The 18,080-nt window shown below is 39.6% G+C and carries 23 protein-coding genes; 22 read left to right on the top strand and 1 reads right to left on the bottom strand.

All coding sequences use genetic code 11. The features are described 5' to 3' along the window. The first annotated feature begins 2 nt into the window (after positions 1 to 2). The 18 genes from NST09_RS12255 (at position 3) to NST09_RS12170 (ending at position 11,487) form a co-directional block, all read left to right on the top strand. Complete coding sequence (locus tag NST09_RS12255; RefSeq protein ID WP_224558480.1) at positions 3 to 851, top strand: hypothetical protein; 849 nt, start codon at positions 3 to 5, stop codon at positions 849 to 851. Positions 852 to 935: 84 nt separating this feature from the next. Further along, positions 936 to 1,394: a hypothetical protein gene (locus tag NST09_RS12250; protein ID WP_342493042.1), complete on the top strand. Its 459-nt coding sequence runs from the start codon at positions 936 to 938 to the stop codon at positions 1,392 to 1,394. A gap of 156 nt (positions 1,395 to 1,550) precedes the next feature. Continuing rightward, entirely contained in the window at positions 1,551 to 2,276 is a 726-nt protein-coding gene (locus tag NST09_RS12245; RefSeq protein WP_342493041.1) for a hypothetical protein, read from the top strand. After that, positions 2,251 to 3,009, top strand: a complete 759-nt coding sequence (locus NST09_RS12240; RefSeq protein ID WP_342493040.1) for an Imm26 family immunity protein — start codon at positions 2,251 to 2,253, stop codon at positions 3,007 to 3,009. The genes NST09_RS12245 and NST09_RS12240 overlap by 26 nt, the downstream gene beginning before the upstream one ends. Before the next feature lie 47 nt (positions 3,010 to 3,056). Then, positions 3,057 to 3,299 carry a DNA-binding protein gene (locus tag NST09_RS12235; RefSeq protein WP_035390920.1) on the top strand — a complete coding sequence of 81 codons (243 nt, stop codon included), beginning with the start codon at positions 3,057 to 3,059 and terminating at the stop codon, positions 3,297 to 3,299. A 65-nt stretch (positions 3,300 to 3,364) separates the two neighbouring features. Further along, the gene (locus tag NST09_RS12230; protein ID WP_342493039.1) at positions 3,365 to 3,649 is read left to right on the top strand and encodes a DUF2750 domain-containing protein; all 285 of its coding nucleotides are present in this window, start codon (positions 3,365 to 3,367) and stop codon (positions 3,647 to 3,649) included. A 4-nt stretch (positions 3,650 to 3,653) separates the two neighbouring features. Further along, positions 3,654 to 4,283, top strand: coding sequence for a hypothetical protein (locus NST09_RS12225; RefSeq protein ID WP_342493038.1), 630 nt, complete (start codon positions 3,654 to 3,656; stop codon positions 4,281 to 4,283). 56 nt (positions 4,284 to 4,339) lie between these two features. Further along, positions 4,340 to 4,957, top strand: a complete 618-nt coding sequence (locus tag NST09_RS12220; RefSeq protein ID WP_342493037.1) for a hypothetical protein — start codon at positions 4,340 to 4,342, stop codon at positions 4,955 to 4,957. 1 nt (position 4,958) lies between these two features. Beyond that, positions 4,959 to 5,357 carry a hypothetical protein gene (locus NST09_RS12215; RefSeq protein WP_342493036.1) on the top strand — a complete coding sequence of 133 codons (399 nt, stop codon included), beginning with the start codon at positions 4,959 to 4,961 and terminating at the stop codon, positions 5,355 to 5,357. A gap of 59 nt (positions 5,358 to 5,416) precedes the next feature. After that, on the top strand, positions 5,417 to 5,764 hold the full coding sequence (locus NST09_RS12210) for a YxiJ family protein (protein ID WP_217815960.1): 348 nt from the start codon (positions 5,417 to 5,419) through the stop codon (positions 5,762 to 5,764). 18 nt (positions 5,765 to 5,782) lie between these two features. Next, positions 5,783 to 6,160 carry a hypothetical protein gene (locus NST09_RS12205; protein WP_217815959.1) on the top strand — a complete coding sequence of 126 codons (378 nt, stop codon included), beginning with the start codon at positions 5,783 to 5,785 and terminating at the stop codon, positions 6,158 to 6,160. A gap of 53 nt (positions 6,161 to 6,213) precedes the next feature. Then, the gene (locus NST09_RS12200; protein ID WP_342493035.1) at positions 6,214 to 7,083 is read left to right on the top strand and encodes an alpha/beta hydrolase; all 870 of its coding nucleotides are present in this window, start codon (positions 6,214 to 6,216) and stop codon (positions 7,081 to 7,083) included. Between the two features lie 89 nt (positions 7,084 to 7,172). Continuing rightward, positions 7,173 to 7,511, top strand: a complete 339-nt coding sequence (locus NST09_RS12195; RefSeq protein WP_034646559.1) for a winged helix-turn-helix transcriptional regulator — start codon at positions 7,173 to 7,175, stop codon at positions 7,509 to 7,511. 338 nt (positions 7,512 to 7,849) lie between these two features. Beyond that, the gene (gene hxlA, locus NST09_RS12190) at positions 7,850 to 8,482 is read left to right on the top strand and encodes a 3-hexulose-6-phosphate synthase (protein WP_017367666.1); all 633 of its coding nucleotides are present in this window, start codon (positions 7,850 to 7,852) and stop codon (positions 8,480 to 8,482) included. Then, positions 8,479 to 9,036 (top strand): 6-phospho-3-hexuloisomerase, encoded by a 558-nt coding sequence (gene hxlB / locus NST09_RS12185; RefSeq protein ID WP_148780067.1) that lies wholly within the window; start codon positions 8,479 to 8,481, stop codon positions 9,034 to 9,036. Before hxlA ends, hxlB begins: the two co-directional genes overlap by 4 nt. Positions 9,037 to 9,184: 148 nt before the next feature. Next, positions 9,185 to 9,910: a DsbA family oxidoreductase gene (locus NST09_RS12180; RefSeq protein WP_342493034.1), complete on the top strand. Its 726-nt coding sequence runs from the start codon at positions 9,185 to 9,187 to the stop codon at positions 9,908 to 9,910. A 94-nt stretch (positions 9,911 to 10,004) separates the two neighbouring features. Further along, positions 10,005 to 10,460 (top strand): MarR family transcriptional regulator, encoded by a 456-nt coding sequence (locus NST09_RS12175; protein WP_202394234.1) that lies wholly within the window; start codon positions 10,005 to 10,007, stop codon positions 10,458 to 10,460. 10 nt (positions 10,461 to 10,470) lie between these two features. Further along, positions 10,471 to 11,487 (top strand): serine hydrolase, encoded by a 1,017-nt coding sequence (locus NST09_RS12170; protein ID WP_172793372.1) that lies wholly within the window; start codon positions 10,471 to 10,473, stop codon positions 11,485 to 11,487. Positions 11,488 to 11,492: 5 nt separating this feature from the next. Here the strand turns inward: NST09_RS12170 and NST09_RS12165 are convergent, their stop codons facing one another. Next, positions 11,493 to 12,605, bottom strand: a complete 1,113-nt coding sequence (locus NST09_RS12165; RefSeq protein WP_046344054.1) for a GntR family transcriptional regulator — start codon at positions 12,603 to 12,605, stop codon at positions 11,493 to 11,495. A gap of 272 nt (positions 12,606 to 12,877) precedes the next feature. Between NST09_RS12165 and NST09_RS12160 the strand changes: the two genes are divergently transcribed. From NST09_RS12160 to NST09_RS12145, 4 genes are all read left to right on the top strand, one after another. Then, positions 12,878 to 14,503 carry an FGGY-family carbohydrate kinase gene (locus tag NST09_RS12160; protein WP_060832454.1) on the top strand — a complete coding sequence of 542 codons (1,626 nt, stop codon included), beginning with the start codon at positions 12,878 to 12,880 and terminating at the stop codon, positions 14,501 to 14,503. Beyond that, positions 14,497 to 15,201, top strand: coding sequence for an L-ribulose-5-phosphate 4-epimerase (locus tag NST09_RS12155; protein ID WP_017358058.1), 705 nt, complete (start codon positions 14,497 to 14,499; stop codon positions 15,199 to 15,201). The genes NST09_RS12160 and NST09_RS12155 overlap by 7 nt, the downstream gene beginning before the upstream one ends. A gap of 17 nt (positions 15,202 to 15,218) precedes the next feature. Then, positions 15,219 to 16,640, top strand: coding sequence for an L-arabinose isomerase (gene araA, locus NST09_RS12150; RefSeq protein ID WP_017367659.1), 1,422 nt, complete (start codon positions 15,219 to 15,221; stop codon positions 16,638 to 16,640). An 83-nt stretch (positions 16,641 to 16,723) separates the two neighbouring features. Next, positions 16,724 to 18,064, top strand: a complete 1,341-nt coding sequence (locus NST09_RS12145; RefSeq protein ID WP_007501378.1) for a sugar porter family MFS transporter — start codon at positions 16,724 to 16,726, stop codon at positions 18,062 to 18,064. The last annotated feature ends 16 nt before the right edge of the window (positions 18,065 to 18,080 follow it).

Below are 18,080 nucleotides of genomic sequence, written 5' to 3'. Positions count from 1 at the left end.
TATTGATAAGTAAAATAACTACAGAGAAAGTAATTGATTTTCCAAAAGAAGATCTAATTTATTTTAATGTTGGAAGAGATGAGAAAATATATAAGGTATTTCTTATTGATGATCAACTAATACTTCAAGTAGTCAAGGATCATATTATTATAATGAATAAATCATTAAATGAACTTGATTCTGATAGCTATATTTATTTAATACAAGAAATAAACGATACCATTGTCATTGTGTTTGAACAAGATTATATATGTAAAATAAATTTTTTAGATTTAAAACAAAATAATATGGTAGAAATATGTTCATTTTTACTAGGTGTTAATACATTTCATCTGGATGAAAACGGATTATTATGGATTGGTATGTCAGAAGAGGGGATATTTGATGAATTAAATCCTAAGGGTAAAGGAATTTACTGTATTAACTTAATTATAGGAGAAATGTTATTTGAGGAAGAATTTAAAGGGATAATGTATGAATGCTCTTCAATACAAACTCTAGGTTCAGAACTATACACTAGCTATGAAGAAGAGCAAACAATTGTTATTTCAGCTTTTTCTTACGATTTAAACCCTGAAAATCAGTCATGTCAAAAAAAGAAAATGTACCACCTAGATAGAAAAGAATACAGGTACTGTGACCAACTATATGTTTCTGAGAGTCAAATCTTGTTATTTAATAATATGGAAAATAAACAGTATGCTTTTAAAATAGTTGACGATGAAACGTTTATTATGAAATTATTTTTAGATGGAATTGATCCCTCACAGTGTGATCCTACTTACAAAGTAGTTGGAGAATATCTCTATATTTTGGTAGGAAATAAGCTTTATAGAAGTAAATTAATGTAGCAGCAAGAATGTCATGAATTACTTTTAGTATTAAATTTAAAACCCTCTCTAGGAATTAGGGAGGGTTTTATACTGGAGGAAAAGTTGAAGAAAGTTAAATTAAACACGATGACCAAAGAATCTATCGCAGATATCGAAAAAGAAATAACAAATATCGCACTGAATCTAGTGAAAGAAAAACACGCAAAATTTAAAGATTTAGGTTTAACGATCAATGCTGAATTTGGACGATTCGTATATGGAAAAAAATATAGAGGGAGAGAAATTCAAGTCTCAGATTGTTTTACAGCAGGATATCATTCATCCATATATTTTTCAGTAGATTATCTAAATGGCGAAGAGTTTCATGATGGTGAAGAAGGTGATCAAGGCTATTGTATAGACCATCTTGATATTTGGATTTGTGTATCGAATAATCTCGTGAGCAAAAAAGGATATTTAATAGCATTTGAAAATGAATCAGATTTGCGGGGAATGATTATACCATTAATTGATGAATTGTATAAAGAAGCAACAGAAATTCTTCAAATCCTACGCAGCTAGGATTTTTTCAACCGGTCTAAAAGGGAGAGAAAAGGTGCTTTGATGGGAACAAGATAAAGTAGAGCATTTGTAGTAAAGAAAGCAAGTAAAGGAAAAAGAATGAGCAAACCATTCAAAGCCATGATGAATAAAATCTTATTAGGAGGCTTATAAGGAGTGCATTTCAAAAATATACAATTAATGTCAGATGAAGATCGTGGGAACTTAGCCAGCCAATCCCTTTGTATGACTGAAATGTTTTTATACGAATTAGAAAAGAAATTTCAAACGAAAGATTGTGAGGCTATTGTTTTGATATGTGGGCCTTTTAAAGACTACAAATTAATTAGTACTTCAAAAGATGAACCAGACATCTTATTTATAAAAAATACGTACGAGCTGGAAGTACCCTTCCGTTACAGTGAATTTGAAAATGCAACAAATAAGAAAAAGATCTTAGCAGATACTTTGGAAAAAGCGATACTCTATCTTTGTGAACTGAAGAATTGGGACAGTCAGCTAGTCAAAGCAACATTTAAGAAAATGAAGGAGAAGGAATATAAAGCGGAGATTAAAGGGAGAACAAAACTAAGTCCCGATAAAAAAAGAAAAGCTTACCCACTTATCGAATTAGATTTAAAACAGTTTACTCTTTATCTTGTAGTTGAAGACAATAAAAGAAATATCTTAGATAAAAAATTAATTGCTAAAACCGATACTTACTTAGAAGAAATTTCCTATCATATGAGAGAGCTTAAGTGGTTAACGGATCATGAAGTGGCACTTTTCAAACGTGCAAATAAAACAGTTTATACAAGTATACGTTTATCGTGTGAGAATAACCTAAAGAACACAATATATAAAGGGGGTATTCTAAATGGGCTTTTGGGAAGAAGTACATAAGAAAAAGAACATCATAATTGGTGATGATGGATTAGATATTTTTGAAGAAGCGATTGAACAATTCTATGAAATGACTGAGGAACATTTGAAGAGAAAGCCAACGATTGATGAGATGCTTTTGACAATTATGATGGCTTTAAACAATGGAGGTAGTCACTATTTTGATGATTTAAACGACAAAGAAGTAACGGATATTAAAATAACAACTAAAAAAGTAAAAACTTTAAGTAAAGTAGAACCAGGAGCTATATTTGAACTCCCATTAAAAGAAGTTGGGAAATTGAGCTATGCTTTGATCATTTCGGGTGAGGGGAAAAATCAATATGATGATATTTTAATCCAATACTATGATTTGTTTGTTGATGAAAGAATAGAAAAAAATGAGTTAAAACAATTGATGAAAAAAGAGAATGGACTATTTGTTGCAAATACAGGTCTGACAGGCTTTTTAGATGGTTCATGGAAAGTCATCACAAAAATAAATCAAGATTTTATAAAAGAAGAGGATCTTCAAAATCTGAAATTCGTGGAATACCGAGATGGAAATTATTACGTAAGCAAGGGGAAAGAAGGTCACAATGCACCTGTTATGGACTTAGAGGTTGCTGACCCCAAAACGGCTAAAATGATATTTAACCCGATTGGTATGCTTGGCGAATACACTATTATAAGCATTCTTTCATTATATTTTAAAGGTATGTCAATGGAGGATATTATTAAATATGAAATATAGGCAGTTTACAGCGTAAAATGAGTTTTGAGAAAGGAATGGTGTAATAAATGGCTGAACCCAAAATGCTAGACTGTTTAAATAAAATCCGAAATGTCTTAAAGGGGACGATCACAAGAGAACAAGTGTCTGATTGGGCTGAAATTTACGTTTCTGCAGACGATCCAGAAATAGACGATGATCAAGTTTGGGATATGCTGATTCTTTTAAGTGGCATTGATTTGAAAGATTCACCTAATTCTTACTTACATCCTGTAGAGGATTTGAATGACTGGTTAGAAGAATACAAATAGTTCCTATATATGAGCTTGCTAAATTCTTATGATTAAGCCCATTTATAAATAAAAGGAGTGACGCAATGTCCATGCATCCGAAAGAATTAGAAACCACCGTCCAATTACCTGCGAAAAAGCGTTATGACTATTTCATCAAAAAGATTGTTGATTTTGAAGAGGTTTGGTCATTAAGAAACGAGAAGGGGTGGGTGATGTCAGAGGATGAACATCGTGTACCGCAGCTTCATTTTTGGCCGACAGAGGAACATGCCGCTTATTGTGCGATCGACCAATGGGAAAAAACAGTCATTAAAAGAAGATATAGAGGAAGAATTAAAAAACTACTAGTTCGACAAGAGTGGAGGTAGTTGTTTGAAACGGCTTGAAGACTTATTTATTCGTTCAGAAAAAGAATTCAAATTCTATCAGAATTTAGTAGATCATGTGTTTGACACAAATAAAGAGCTGCCACAACAAGTTTTTCGTAAGACATTTGATTGTTTTTTGTTTCAAGAGTTTGATTGGGCATTGAGTGATGATATTTTACCAACCATAAAAGAGTTATCAACTGTTACACAAGATAGAGAATTTTTGACTGCAGTCCTTCAACCAGATCCAATTGATTATTATTTGAAGGAATTTGGTTATTATCATTGGCTGAAAGCGAGTGTGAACATTTCAGGTGAGGATTATGTAAATGCACTATGGATGCACCCAAAAGGTTCCATAGCGGATAATATAATCACGAATTCGAATATAGTTGTCTGGTTAGCTCATTCTTTGCAGTGGGCGATTTGGGCAGATAGAGATATGGAAATTTGTATCATAGGAATGGTATCAACAAAAGATTCTGTGAAAAATAGGTTATTAAAAGAAGGGTGGAAACCAATGGATCACCCTGTTTTAGCAAATTGGTTTGAAGGATTATTGAAGGATCAAAAAACATTCAATGATTATTACACTCAAATGCTCTCTCATTATGCGTCATGTTACAAGCGGTGAAATGGATTATTAATGACTGATGATAGACTTACCCGAAGATATGAAAGGAGCATAAAGTGAAACATTTGTTTATATCCGATCCAAAAGAATTTGAACATGTTCTATCGTTTGTTCATTCGCTCATTCACAGTACGAAGACATTCCCTGATCAAGTGTTGAAAACGAAAACCCCTCATTATTTATTCGAAGAATTCCATTGGTTGTTATCAGATGATGGTTGGGAAATGTTAAAAGGTTTAGCTTTGAATCATCATGATGACTATATACTCATGGCTGTATTAGATGAGCAGAAGAGCATGGATGATTATTATCATGATTTTGGTTATTATCCTTGGGTGAAAGTACCGTTAAACCTTACTCCAAGTGATTACCTCGATCTCTTAACGGATTATCCGATAGAGAGTGTAAATAATAGCATAATGGATATTGCTTCACGTGTGATATGGGTTTCCCCTTCTGCAAAATGGATCATTTATGGCGATAGAGGTTATGAGATAGGAGTACTAGCGATTCTTCAATTAGAACAAATGAATAAACAATTGTTAAAAACGTGGAGAATTTTAGATGAGATTGTATTAGGCTGGATTTCAGTTGTATTTCCGAATCAAAAACTTCCTGATGATTTTAGAAAAGAACTGATTCGAAATTATACTAATTTTTTGGGGAGTGAATGAGATGTTTAGCAGTATTGAGAAATGGATCGATTATTTAGATGGTGTCTGTGAGGTACTGGCATTCTCATTTGATTTTTTTCGTAAAGAACTAGTCATAAACATTAGTATAAGTGAAATAAATGATGCTCGGTATCATGAATTGCGATTTATGAATGTGGCGAGTCTTTATTATAATGGGGGTGAAGGTAATGATAGATTTGAAGAATTGATACAAGAAGAGATGAATTGGCAAATTTTTGAATGTAGTTACCATCCTAATGGGATAGGGAACCTTAAAAATGTACTTCTTGAAGAATTTGATTCAAATGCAAATTTTCTATTTAACATCAATGGGATGTTACCCGCAATAGAATCGAAAAACATATGTTTCGATTCACAAGAATTTATTTGCAGTGTATAGGAAGATCTCATTAGCGTCTAAATAAGAATTAAAAACAATGAGAGATTGGGGAAAAATCCATGAGAATCAGCCGTGATAAACAAGGTTTATTCGATGATGTAAAACAACGTTATCAATACTTATTAGATTCTGCTTATCCAGATGAAATCATCTCTTTTGAAGAAGAAACCGGTATGTACTCAGATGATTTTTATATGTTTTTTTCACTTGTTGCAGGCAGCTTAAGTTATGTGGTCGATCATAAACGAATACCGAAAAAACAGTTAAACGTGCTGCGTCAGTCATTTGAAGAGCAATACCCTCAAATCAAATCGTTTCAACACATCCTTGAATCGTATCCTTTATTACATTCCTATATCCAGTACCATGAAGAAACAAGAAAACGAATCATTGCATTTATACAATAACCTCTTGGAGGACAAACGATGACATGGTTTTTAAATGAAAAAATCCAGAAACAAATCCCTGATTTCGATATCAACCATCTAAAGCAAATCAATGAATTTCACTACTTTAAAGAGTATAATGAACATTACGACTTGATCAACTGTATTCATCTACACATCCCATACGAATCTGCAACCCATAAAGCAGACATTCATCTGAAATTTACCAACGTCTCTTCTGTTCAAATCAAAGATTTGGAGTTAACAAACGATTCCTCTCTTTTTTTGAACATTCAACTTTTGGATAGAGGCTGGGAATATTTGAATTACTTTGTCGAAGATTATGAAGAACAGTATTTTTCTTTTTATTGTGAAACGATTCAAGTCATACAAGTCGTTTCAAATGAATCGGGCTAGTCTCTCTACATATGTGCGAATGATGCTTTTCCATCCCAACATAGAAAGGTGCAATGACATTGAATCGAATGATGAAGTGGCTTTTATTTGCGGCAGTCATCGCTGGCTTATTGGTATGCGCATTCTTTGTGTTCCGTTTCAACCAGCCTAAGCCGACGACGAACATCCATTATGCAGACACACAAAACAAACAGCAAACACTCGATATGTATATGCCAAATGGAAAAGATGAAGACAAAAAGAAGAAGCATCCAGTTATGATTTATCTCCATGGCGGCGGCTGGACGGGCGGCGATAAGAATAGAGTCGCTTCAAAGGCTGATTATTTTACCGGTCAAGGGTATGTGTTTGTTTCAATGAATTACAGGCTTCACCCTGATGCCAACTACGAGCAGATGGCAGATGATACGGCGAATTCTATTAAGTGGGTGAAGGATCATGCAGATGAATATCAAATCGATTCGTCAAAAATCAATGTCATGGGTCACTCAGCGGGCGGTCATTTGACGGCGCTGGTTGCCACAGATTCGACCTACTTGAAACGTGTGGGGCTGTCGCCAAAAACGATCAATTCCATTGTTGTTCTAGACGGACCGTTAAACCTCAATCAATTTATACAAGCTATCCCATCGTACAAAAAAGTCTTTGGCAAACAAGAGGAGAATTGGACAAAGGCATCACCGGTCACTTATATGAATCAAACGAATGTACCGCCTGTTTATTTGGTCACAGGATGGGAAAATCCTGAGGTGTACCGATTTGCAGAAAAACTGAATCATGATAAAGGTTCTAAGTTTGTCTTTCGGGTTCATTCGCTGAGCCACAGTGATTTAAATAAATGGTTTGGATCTGACAGAGCGCCAAAAGAAGCGCAAGAGATGACAAAGGCTGTGATGGCTTTCGTCAAAAAACAAAATCAATAACAAAGACTGTATGCTAGGGCAATCCATTTTGCCGCAGTATATGATAAAGTGGTTTGAGATCAAAGGAGTGTATGTCGTTGTCATCACGTATGGAAAATAAAGTGTTCAATTGCGAAAAAGAGCTGACGCTGAATATTATCGGCGGGAAGTGGAAAATGTTGATCTTATGGCACCTTGGCAGAGAAGGGACAAAACGGTTTGGTGAGTTAAAGTCGTTAATGCCTGGGATTACGCAAAGAATGCTTGTCAATCAGCTAAGAGAATTAGAGGAAGATCACATTGTGCACCGGGAGGTTTATCCCGTCGTTCCGCCAAAGGTTGAGTATTCTCTCACGGAACTCGGAGAAAGCTTAATGCCGATTTTAGAGGCGATGTATGATTGGGGCAAACAATATCTCGACAGCAATTTTTTAAAGGATGATAAATAGAAAGACGATAGATGTAGACAAAGAGCTAAAATCATTTTATTTTAGCTCTTTGTTTTCTTTTCAGCGTGACTTGAAAACCTTTGCAGTTTAGGAAGGACGAGTACTGGAGTGGCATCACAACACAGACTTGACACCGAATGCGAGGATTTGTCAGTACGTTTAGATACTGGTCGAAAAGACAGTGTCTTTTTTGTAACCATATGCGAAAAAGTATAGTATGTAAAAAAAAAGTGCGTACTTGGATTGCTTCCATCCTGTTGTTATACTCATTTCATCGTTCAAGAAGCCCTATTCACAGAGCTCTTGAAGATGAGATGAAAAAACGGGAGTGAACGTTCATGAAATTACAATTAGCATTAGATTTAGTGAATATACCAGAAGCGATTGAGCTGATCAAAGAAGTAGAAGGATCGATCGATGTAGTCGAAATTGGAACACCTGTTGTGATCAACGAAGGGCTTCGTGCTGTAAAAGAAGTCAAACAGGCGTTTCCGAATTTACGTGTACTGGCGGATCTTAAAATTATGGATGCTGCCGGTTATGAAGTGCAGCAGGCATCTGAAGCTGGAGCGGATATCGTCACCATTCTTGCGGCGGCAGAAGATATGTCCATTCAAGGAGCGGTAAAAGAAGCAAAAGCAAGAGGGAAACAAATTTTAGTCGATATGATTGGGATCAAAGATATCGCCGGCCGTGCGAAAGAGCTGGATGAGCTTGGGGTAGATTATATTTGCGTGCACACAGGCTATGACCTGCAAGCGGTTGGTCAAAACTCATTTGCGGACCTCATGACCATTAAACAAGTGGTCAAACAGGCGAAAACAGCGATTGCAGGTGGTATTAAGCTTGATACATTGCCTGAAGTCGTCAAATTAAATCCAGATTTGATTATTGTCGGCGGCGGCATTGCGGCTCAAGACAATAAAGCAGAAGTGGCTGCGCAAATGAAGCAGTTGATTGCACAATCATGAAAACAAGTGACTATGTGAGAGCGATTCTAAGCGAGCTTTCTGAGCACTCGCCCGCGATTCAAGACGAACAAGGAGAGCAGCTTGTCAAAAGCATTTTAGCGGCTCGAAAGGTCTTCGTCGCAGGGGCTGGCAGGTCTGGTTTGATGGGAAAATCGTTTGCGATGAGACTCACGCATATTGGTCTCGAAGCTTATGTGATCGGTGAAACGAATACGCCTGCTTTTACATCTGAGGATTTATTGATTGTAGGGAGTGGTTCTGGCCGAACAGAGACGCTGCTTGTGCTCGCGAAAAAGGCAAGGGCGATTGGCGGAAGCGTGGCGTCGTTCACACTTTCAGCTGAGTCACCTATAGCTGATCTATCGGATGAAGTCATCTTACTGTCAGGTGCGCCAAAGGATCAACATGAAGGAAACCATCATACGATTCAGCCGATGGGCTCATTATTTGAGCAAACTTTGCTTCTTATGTACGATGCGGTCATCTTGAGATTGATGGAATTGAAAGAGCTCGACACCCATAAAATGTACGGTCACCATGCGAACTTAGAATAGCCGTGATGAAAACCTTTCCTTTTTTGAAGGAAAGGTTTTTTTAATACATGAAACTTAAAAAGAAGGACCACTTGACATAAAGGAATGGATGTAACTATAATAGTTACATCTTGAAAGAAAAAACGTAAGCAGTGGAAGGAAGATGAAGATGAAAGTGCAAATTTGGTCAGATATCGCCTGTCCTTTTTGTTATATAGGAAAAAAACAGTTGGAAACAGCGCTTGAGCAATTCCCTCATAAAGAACAGGTAGAAGTAGAGTTTAAAAGCTTTGAGCTTGATCCGAATGCACCTGTTGCAGTGGATTATGATGTGCATGATATGCTTGTCAAAAAATATGGCATGAGCCGCAGCCGGGCCATCGCGATGAATGAACAGGTGAAACAGGCGGGCAAGGAGAAAGGAATCGATTTTCAATTCAATCAACTCGTTTTAACAAACACCTTTGATGCCCACCAGCTCGCTCAATATGCTGGAAAAATGGGAAAAGGCGATCTCGTCATTGGAGAGCTGTTTCAAGCGTATTTTACAGATGGAAAGCATGTTGGTGATCGTCAAACCCTTTTAGATATCGCAGAAAAAGCAGGCCTTGATCAGAACGAAGTACAAAAGGTTCTAGACGGGCAAGAATTTGCAGACGATGTGCGAGAAGACGAAAAAGAAGCAAGACAGCTCGGGATTTCTGCTGTGCCTTTTTTCTTGATCAATGATCAATATTCGGTTGCTGGTGCACAGCCAGCAGATACGTTCCTTCGTGCACTTGAAACGGCTTGGACAGAAGAGGCAGCGCAAACGGAGAAAGCGGCTGATGCTTCATTTGAAGAAGCATGTGCAGATGGCGTATGTGCAGTGCCCTCGCCAAAAGAAGAATTATAATCGGCATTTTCCCTATCTTTGATAAAAGATAGGGATTTTTGTTGATTAATAATTAATACACCTTTATACTTAAGTTATCTTAATTATGAAGGTGATGACAGTGACATCCAAAACAACGATGATTCAAGAATTAAACCAAATCGAAGCGCGCATCCATCAAAAGCTCCGATTAGAGTTTGAAGAGTTATTTGTAGATGAGTTAACTGATAAGCAGCACATTGTCCTTGATTTCGTAGAGCGAAAAGGGGGAAGCTCACCTATTCAAATTGCTCAGCAACTAGGCATCACCCAAAGCGCTGTGAGCCAGTTGTTAAACACGCTTGAAAAAAAAGAATGGGTTCGCCGCAGCATCAACCCGCAAAATCGTCGGGAATTGCACGTTGAACTTTCTGAAAAGGCAAAGACGTACTTGGAGAATATGAGAAAGATAGAACTTGCGATCATTGAAAAATACTATTCAAAATTAAGCCTCGAAGAGATCAACACATTGACATCCATTTATACAAAGCTTGATCAATTGATTGTAGATCAAAATGAAGGGGAAGGATGATGATCCATTGATGATGCTCAAACAAGAAGTACAGCGAATTGCCTCTTCTTATACAGAGAAAAAGAAACAGGCACTGCTTGTGATCGGACTGATTCATCAAGGAGAAAGACACGTTTTTCATTTCGGAGATCACCCCATACGGCAGCGCGTCCAGCCTGAGGAGGTCATTTTTGAAATCGGCTCTATTTCAAAAGTCTTTACGACAAGTATATTGGCAAGCATGATTCAAAAAGGGCAGATGAAGCTAGACGATTCCATTTCACTGTATTGTCCTGAAATAAGAAAGAATCACCCCATTCAAATAGAACAGCTGGCAATCCATACGTCTGGACTTCCTTCATATCGTTTTCTCAGAGATTTACAACTAAGGTTCCTTCCAAAAGTGAGAAGAGATATGTACTGTCAATACTCCCTTGATGAATTAATGAAACTGTTACACTCGAAAAAATGGAATGAGCGAAAAGAATACCCATCTCGTTACTCCAATGTAGGGATGGGACTCCTCGGGTTGATCATGGGATGGTCTCTTCACAAAACATATGAAGAGTTGCTGACTGAATATATCGTGGATGAGCTGAAACTATCGAACACCTTTATTACGATCAAGGAGGACGTCAAAGAGAAGATGATCCTCGGTCATCAAGAGAATGGAAAAGAGGTTCCTCCGCTTCAGATGCTAGACTACCAAGGGGCTGGTGCGATTCGGTCGACGATCACTGATTTGCTTTCATTTCTCTCTGCACACATGAGTGCAGACGCCGCTTCTCCATGGAAAATGACCCACGAACCAAAGGTAAAGATAGGGAAAAACATGTCAATGGGACTCGGGTGGGTCATAGATGATACGGGGTTGATTTGCCATAATGGGGCAACTTCTGGTTTCTCCAGCTTCATGGGCTTCCGCCCGCATTCAAAAACAGGAGTAGTCGTCTTGTCTAACTATCGCAATCGTATCACGCAAGATTCTCCCGACCGAATTGCCTATGATGTGATGAATATGCTTGAACAAGAGCCTAAAGTCAAATGAGCCTTCTATGAAGAGGGCTCATTTTTTCTTGCGTTCAGCGCTTTAATCGTTTCACCAGGAACGAGTTCAGGCTCATAAAATGTTTGATCAGGGAGATTCTTTTTCCCTTGTACTTTTTTAATCATCCAGTCTGCCGCATCTCGTCCCATTTGCTCTTGAGGGTGTGTCAGCGTTGTCAGTTTCACATGGGCATTTTTTTGGGCAATATACGAGTTATCCTGTCCAATAATGGAAAGATCATCTGGAATAGATAAACCTATTTCACTACATACATTTGCTACTTCTAACCCGACTTCATCGTTATAGCAAACAAGGGCGGTTAGCTCATGCTGGTGCGCTTGTAAAAAGGTTTTGATATGATCCCCTAAATACTGCTTCGATTCTGTATCGAAAAAAAGGACATGTTCTGGTAGGAAATTGAGCTTCGCTTCACCGAGTGCCTGAATATAGCCTTTCATTCGATATTTTCCTTGTAAATCATCTGTTTTTGAAATCAGTCCAATGTGCTGATGTCCAGAGGTGATCAGCTCCTTTGTCGCTAAATAGCTGGACTTTACATCATCCAAACAAAGGAAGGGAACTTCTAACTGCTCATAGTAGGCATTGATCATAATAAGCGGGACATCCTGCTCTTTAAAGGATAGGTAGTACGAAATGTTTGGATTATATAAGTTGCTTTTTGTCGGTTCGACAATTAATCCGTCCACACCAAAGGACAGCATCATTTCAAGCGCTTTTTTCTCTTGCTCCACATCGTTATTTGTACTCGCCAGTAACAAAGAATAGTTCTCTTCATTTAATCGGCTTTCGATGCCCCGAATGATCGACGGGAAAATGTAATCGGATATGTATGTGGTGATGACGCCAATCGTTTTCATATGAGCATGTCCAGCAGGTTTTGTTTGATATTGATTGGTGACAAATGTGCCTGAGCCTTTTTCGCTTCGTAAAAAACCTTCACTCGATAATTCCAAGATGGCTTTTCGCACCGTATGCCGGCTTACTTGATACATCTCTTGTAAGCTTGATTCGGTTGGAATACGCTCCCCGATCCGGTAATCCCCTGTCAGTATTTTGCTTTTTATATCATCCATAATGATCTGGTACTTCTTTTTCATCGTTTCACTTCTTTCACAGTTGATCCTCTACTCGGGTTGAGAAGAACTTGTATGGACATATTCTAACATGGTTGCTTAATCAAAAACAGGCGCTTACAGTGTCTATCGTCTGTTCCTTAGAGAATATGAAAGTTTTTGTCTAATTGTGTATGCACAACTATATTTATTATTGACATATGTACGTACAAATATTATATTGTTTTTGTGCACAGGTAAAGATGAATCAAATGAAAAAGATATTTGAAACCGCTATCATCTTGGAGGTGAACAAAATGAATCGTGAAAAGACGGCCAAAGCCATTAGAGAAGGACGGACATCTTTGGGCATTGAATTTGGTTCCACACGAATTAAAGCGATTTTAATAGATGAAGAGTTTCAGCCAATTGCGCAAGGTGCATTTGAATGGGAAAGTTCTCTTCAAGAAGGAATATGGACGTACAATTTAATTGAGATCATTACAGGTCTTCAAGTGGCGTACCGTCAGATGAAAGAACAGGCAGCGCAATTGTATGGGGTGACGATTCAAACCATTGGCTCCATCGGGATATCTGCGATGATGCATGGCTATGTCGCCTGTCATCATACAGGAGAACTCCTCGTCCCGTTTCGAACGTGGCGGAATGGAACAACGACCGAGGCGAGTCAAAAGCTAACAGATGTATTCCAATTTCATATTCCAGAAAGATGGAGCATCGCTCACTTATATCAAGCGATATTAGGAGAGGAAAAACATCTGTCCCGGTTAGAGTATGTGACCACTTTGTCAGGCTACATTCACTGGCTGTTAACAGGGAAGCAGGCCATCGGAATTGGCGATGCGTCGGGAATGTTCCCCATTGATGAAAAAACGAAGGATTACAACGAAGTGATGCTTCATCAATTTGAAGCATTGATTGCAGAAAAAGGCTATCCGTGGAAGCTTCGTCATCTTTTGCCGCGCATCTATTTAGCAGGCGAAGAAGCTGGTGTGTTAACAGCAGCTGGAGCAGCGATTTTAGACCAAGGTAAACAGTTGCAGCCAGGTATCCCTTTTTGCCCGCCAGAGGGTGATGCAGGAACAGGAATGGTCGCAACAAACAGTGTGGAAAAGAGGACAGGGAATATTTCAGTTGGGACATCTGTGTTTGCCATGATTGTGTTAGAGCATCATCTAAAAGGTGTGTACCCAGAGGTGGACCTTGTCACGACACCAGATGGCCTGCCAGTCGCGATGGTTCATGCCAACAATTGTACAAGTGACCTCAACGCTTGGATGAATCTATTCAGAGAAGCGTTTGAAGCAATGGGTCAGCCAGTTGAAACAGAAAGATTGTACGAAACCCTATTAAATCAAGCTTTAGAAGCAGATCATGATGGGGGCGGGCTTTTAAGCTATGGCTATTATTCTGGTGAAAATATTACGAGACTAAAAGAAGGAAGACCCCTTTTTGTTAGATCTCCTCAAAGCCGGTTTACCCTTGCTAATTTCATTCGGACGCATCTCTTCTCTGCATTTGGCGCAATGAAAATTGGGATGGATCGTTTAAAAGCACATGAACAAGTCAAGATTGATCGCTTACTAGGACATGGCGGTTTATTTAAAACACCAATAGTTGGGCAAAAAATGGTCGCTGCTGCACTTGGGACACCTGTATCCGTCGTATCAACGGCGGGAGAAGGCGGTGCGTTTGGGATGGCGGTCCTTGCTTCGTATATGCTCAATCACCAGCAGCAAACACTGAGCCATTTTCTCAAGCATCAAGTGTTTGCCCATACATTAGAAGAGCTTATTGATCCTGATCCACTGGATGTTAAAGGTTTTGAGGCATTTATAAAGCGCTATCAAGAAGGACTCCCGATAGAAAAAGTAGCAGTAGAACATTTGACGCCACAGAAAGGAGCGGCACCTGTATGTTAGAGCGGTTAAAAGAAGAAGTGTTTCAAGCGAATCTAGATCTGCCAAAGTACGGACTTGTGAAATTTACATGGGGCAATGTCAGTGCGTGCGATCGTGACAGTGGACTATTTGTCATTAAGCCGAGCGGCATAGCGTATGACAAATTATCAGCAAAAGACATGGTCGTGGTCGATTTTGACGGTCAAGTGGTCGAGGGAGAATTTAATCCTTCTTCCGATACTGCCACACATGCTGTTCTTTACAAACACTTTGAGGAAATTGGCGGCATTTCACATAGCCATTCAATGTGGGCAACGGTATGGGCGCAAGCTGGACTTGATTTACCAGCAATGGGCACAACACATGCAGATACATTTTACGGACCTGTTCCGTGCGCTCGATTTCTCACAGAAGAAGAGGTGAATCGCGGGTATGAGGTGGAAACAGGACACCTGATCATTGAAACGTTTGAGAAAAGACAGATAGATATCATGGCGGTTCCTGGTATTTTGCTGCAAGGTCATGGTCCCTTTACGTGGGGAAAAGATGCAAAAAGTGCGGTAACGAACAGTGTCATTTTAGATGAAGTAGCGAAAATGAACCTGTTTGCAAAGCAATTGAACGAATATGCAGAGCCTCTTCCGCAGGTGATTTTAGATAAACATTATTTGAGAAAACATGGAACACATGCGTATTACGGACAAAAACCTTCAAGATAAAGAAAAGAGGGATTTCTATGTTAACAAGTCAGAAGAAAGAATGTTGGTTTGTCGTCGGGTCACAGCACTTATATGGGGACGAGGCACTGAAGCAAGTGAAGGCAGATGCGCAAAAGATAACAGATGCCTTAAATGAGAGCGGTTTGCTGCCTTATCCTATTATTCTGCAGGAACTGGCGGTTAGTGCGGATCAAATCACAGAGCTGATGAAAGAGGTCAACTATCGTGATGAGGTCATCGGTGTGATGACTTGGATGCATACGTTTTCTCCAGCAAAAATGTGGATACGTGGTACGTCTCTTTTGCAAAAGCCTCTTTTGCATCTCGTCACGCAATACTATGAAAACATTCCGTGGGACACGATTGATATGGACTATATGAATCTCCATCAATCGGCACATGGAGACAGAGAGTACGGCTATATCAATGCACGTTTAAATAAGCAAAACCAAATCGTTGCAGGTCATTGGTCGAAGCAGGAGGTGAAGCAGCAAATCGCTGATTGGATGGACGTTGCGGCTGCCTATCATGAGAGCTTCCACATCAAAGTGGCTCGGTTTGGTGACAATATGCGCCACGTTGCGGTGACAGAAGGAGATAAAATTGAAGCGCAGATCCAGCTGGGCTGGACCGTTGATTACTTTGGAATAGGCGACCTTGTGAACTATGTAAATGCCGTGGAAGAAGCAGAAGTTGATGCTCTGTTTGCTGAGTACTTAACGTTATATGACGTGGATTATGGGAGTTATTCGGCGGAAGAATGGGAACAAAGTGTAAAAGTGCAAGCACGATATGAAATTGCCATTAAACGTTTCTTAGATGAAGGCGGCTACAATGCCTTTACGACAAACTTTGAAGATCTACATGGCATGAAGCAGCTTCCGGGTTTAGCCGTTCAGCGGCTGATGGCAAAGGGATATGGCTTTGCGGGTGAAGGGGATTGGAAAACCGCCGCACTGGATCGTTTATTAAAGGTGATGAGCCATCATCAATCCACAGGTTTTATGGAAGATTACACATATGAAATGACCTCTGGTCAGGAAGCAGTGCTGCAATCTCATATGTTAGAAGTAGATCCAGCGCTTGCACATACAAAACCTGTCATTGTCGTGTCTCCGCTAGGCATTGGAAACCGGGAAGACCCAGCACGTCTTGTGTTTGATGGAAAAGCAGGCGAGGGCGTTGTTGTCTCCATTGCTGATTTTGGAACACATTTCAAATGGCTGATTCAAGAAGTGGAAGCCTTTGAGCCGCAGGAAGCAGCACCACATTTACCGGTGGCACGAGTCCTCTGGAAAATCAAACCGAACTTTCAAGATGGCGTCAAAGCATGGATTAAGCACGGCGGAGGTCATCATACAGTCGTATCTCTCAATTTAACGGTTGATCAAATTGTTCATTTTGCAAAGCTTGTGAATGCAGAATATGTGGTTTTATAAAGAAGGGTGAAATGCATTCTACTGTGAACGGTAGAATGGCAGGCAGAAATGAAAGCGGTTTATTAAGTGAGGGGGTCATCCACTTGGAGAAAAAAGTATCAAGTAAATTTATCTTCTTTTTCGGGTCCTTTGCAGGTATCTTATTTGGATATGATATTGGCATTATCGCAGGAGCAGAAGGGCACATTCAGGAAGAATTTCAGCTCAGCCCGTTATGGCTTGGCATCGTCGTTTCTTCATTAATGGGCGGGGCGATCATTGGTTCCATTTTAAGCGGTCTGATGGGGGATAAGTTTGGCCGCAGAAAGCTCATTTTGGTGTCATCGATTATCTTTTTTGTCGGTGCGCTTGGCTCAGCCATTGCACCAGAAGAAATCTCATTAACCATTGCCCGGATTTTCTTAGGAACAGCTGTAGGGACAGCCTCATCGCTCGTGCCTGCTTACATGTCTGAAATCGCTCCAGCTAAAATCCGCGGGAAATTGTCCGGCCTGAATCAGCTGATGATTGTGAGTGGATTATTGCTTAGCTATATCGTCGCATTTGTGTTTGAACCAATTCCAGACAGCTGGCGCTGGATGCTGGGAAGTGCTGCTTTATTTGCAATCGTGCTTTATATTGGCATGCTGAAACTTCCTGAATCTCCAAGATATTTAATTAAACACGGAATGGCTCATAAGGCACGTGAAGTATTAGGATCACTTCGTTCATCACGTGAAGAGATTGAAGCAGAAATGCAAGAAATTTTAGAAGTAGCAAAAGAAGAACGCTCAGGCATTCGTGAATTATTTCAAAAGAAATTCCGTATGGCTCTCTTTATTGGGGTCGGAATGGCGACACTCCAGCAAATACAGGGGGCGAACTCCATTGTGTATTATGCAACGAGTATCGCAAGAAATGTAGGTCTTGCTCCGCAAGTTGCCGCAGGTTTTACCGTCATTGTTGGAGTCATATTTGTTGTGACGACCGTGATCTTTTTACAATTCGTCGACCGGTTCGACCGCCGAACGATTCTCACAGTTGGGGGAACGGGGATGGCCCTGTCTTTCTTTGCACCAGCGGCATTAGGTGCGCTCGGAGTGAGTGAAGGCATATTAAACTGGGTCACATTGATTTCACTTTGCTGCTTTATTTTGTGCTATGCCTTCTCATGGGCACCGATCACATGGATTATCATTGGTGAAATTTTCCCGCTTTCTGTAAGAGGCATTGGAGCAGGTATTTCCTCTGCCTTTAACTGGACGGGATCATTAGCAGTTGGCCTTGTGTTCCCTATCTTAGCTGACCAATTCAGCTTTGGCGTGATTTTCTCCTCATTTGGGGTCATCTGCTTAATTGGCCTGTTGTTCACGCGCTTTGTATTAGTCGAAACAAAAGGAAGAAGCTTAGAACAAATCGAAACCGATATGGCTGCACGTGTCTAAAGAAAACCATCTATCC

This window comes from Bacillus sp. FSL W7-1346 (assembly GCF_038593335.1).
In the GTDB taxonomy this organism is placed as follows: Bacteria; Bacillota; Bacilli; order Bacillales; family Bacillaceae; genus Bacillus; species Bacillus altitudinis.
This window is presented reverse-complemented; position numbering and strand designations above follow the sequence as displayed.